Genomic DNA, 1,693 nt, shown 5'->3' with positions numbered 1-1,693 from the left:
TCATTCCAAAAATTTTTTTATGAGGTGAAAACATGAACAAAACAGAATTAATTAAAAACGTAGCTCAATCAGCTGATATTTCTCAAAAGGACGCTTCTGCAGCTGTACAATCCGTATTTGACACAATTGCTAATGCATTACAATCTGGAGATAAAGTTCAACTAATCGGGTTTGGAACTTTTGAAGTACGCGAAAGATCTGCTCGTACAGGACGTAATCCGCAAACTGGCGAAGAAATTCAAATCGCCGCTGGTAAAGTTCCTGCATTTAAAGCGGGTAAAGAATTAAAAGAAGCTGTTAAATAAAAACAAGAAACCAGCCATTTTATAGGCTGGTTTCTTGTTTTTATTTAAGCAATTGCTTTATATTCTCTGCATGATACACTTCACAAATATAAAATACACATTTGCAGTTACTTACAATTTGATACTTTCTAGTTGGATACACATTCGCTGTAACAGAACATCCATCAAACAATTCAATAATATTTCCAGATGGCTGATATCCTTCATATAATACGTTTCTTCTTACTTCCATCTTTTCTATGAGCTTTTCAACAGGAATATTTCCACTCTCTAATTCACTCTTTATTGCGTCCGGTAAAAACGAAGTGTCTGCAAAAATTAGATTTTCAGATAACACCTTTCCTTTATAACTAACATTAGATACACGGTAAAGAAATGTTCCATCTTTATCAAAGAAATTCTTTGCTTCTTTCGGAATGTACTGTCTACCAAGTGCCTCTTGTTCAAGAACATCAAACTGAACTGTATCATTTAAAAGCTTTTCTAAAGCATGAATGGATGATGTATCTCCAGAAAATAAAATATTTTTAATTGCTTGTACATTATAAGTGAATTCATTCTTTCTATTTTCCGCTACTAACATGAGGAACACCTCTTCTGTAATTTTTTTATTTAAGATTTAAAAGTGCTGCCGCGTCTAATTGCGTAATTTCAGTCACTTCCTTACTGAATATTGCAACAGAAGCCCTATAATCTAAACTAGGCCTTACATCTTCCATCATTGTATTACTTGCTAACTCTTGTCTATCCTTAAAAACCAACAAGTTTGGAGGATCATTTGGAGCTGATACTGTAATATGTACTGGTGGAATCATTAGTCCTTCACCTGTCGCTTTCAGCACCGCTTCTTTTCGAGTCCAATATGTTAAAAAACCTTCTATTTTCTGTTCATTTGGCAGTTTTATAACTTGCGCTATTTCAATGTCTGTTAATACACCTTCTGCCATTTTCATAACATCTATACTTGGATTCATTTGTTCTACATCTATGCCAACAGGTGCAGATTTTGTAAATGCAACGACAACCCACTCACCTGAATGCGAAACGGATAATTGCGGCATACCTTCTGGTAATTGTGGTCTTCCATGCTGCAATTTACATACTGAGCACATTCGATCAATTGGTACTTGGACTGGTGACATAGAAAGTATCTTGCCGAGAACTAATCTACTTATTACGCAACCTATTATAAAACGAGCTCGATCTGCCGAATGATGATACGAATTTGCTTTCTCTCGCTCTATATCATTTAGTAAATTGTAATGCCATGATTGTAAATCCGAAATTCTTGCCCACCATATTTGACAATCATTCTCATTTAAAGTTGGAATAGAATCTACAACTTTACTTTCTATCATGTAAACTCTCCTTTATTCAACGAATATCAA

3 protein-coding genes are annotated in these 1,693 nt (G+C 34.6%); 1 reads left to right on the top strand and 2 read right to left on the bottom strand.

All coding sequences use genetic code 11. The features are described from left to right. The first annotated feature begins 32 nt into the window (after window positions 1-32). Window positions 33-305 (top strand): HU family DNA-binding protein, encoded by a 273-nt coding sequence (locus ACQGS6_RS27995; RefSeq protein ID WP_001043905.1) that lies wholly within the window; start codon window positions 33-35, stop codon window positions 303-305. 40 nt (window positions 306-345) lie between these two features. Here ACQGS6_RS27995 and ACQGS6_RS27990 read toward each other — a convergent pair whose 3' ends face one another. Both ACQGS6_RS27990 and sfp read right to left on the bottom strand, forming a co-directional pair. Beyond that, window positions 346-888 carry a hypothetical protein gene (locus ACQGS6_RS27990; RefSeq protein WP_000959126.1) on the bottom strand — a complete coding sequence of 181 codons (543 nt, stop codon included), beginning with the start codon at window positions 886-888 and terminating at the stop codon, window positions 346-348. Between the two features lie 25 nt (window positions 889-913). Beyond that, window positions 914-1,663 (bottom strand): 4'-phosphopantetheinyl transferase Sfp, encoded by a 750-nt coding sequence (gene sfp / locus ACQGS6_RS27985; protein WP_000572998.1) that lies wholly within the window; start codon window positions 1,661-1,663, stop codon window positions 914-916. Window positions 1,664-1,693: the final 30 nt, after the last annotated feature.

Origin of the sequence: Bacillus sp. GMs2/2 (assembly GCF_050172095.1) — a bacterium.
In the GTDB taxonomy this organism is placed as follows: Bacteria; Bacillota; Bacilli; order Bacillales; family Bacillaceae_G; genus Bacillus_A; species Bacillus_A cereus.
The sequence above is the reverse complement of the archived record's forward strand: the minus strand, read 5'-3'. Positions and strand labels throughout refer to the sequence as shown.

Bases quoted from the DNA above. Each gene is read 5' to 3' on its own strand.
- ACQGS6_RS27995 (WP_001043905.1), top strand. From the start codon at position 33: ATGAACAAAACAGAATTAATTAAAAACGTAGCTCAATCAGCTGATATT.
- ACQGS6_RS27990 (WP_000959126.1), bottom strand. From the start codon at position 888: ATGTTAGTAGCGGAAAATAGAAAGAATGAATTCACTTATAATGTACAA.
- sfp (WP_000572998.1), bottom strand. From the start codon at position 1,663: ATGATAGAAAGTAAAGTTGTAGATTCTATTCCAACTTTAAATGAGAAT.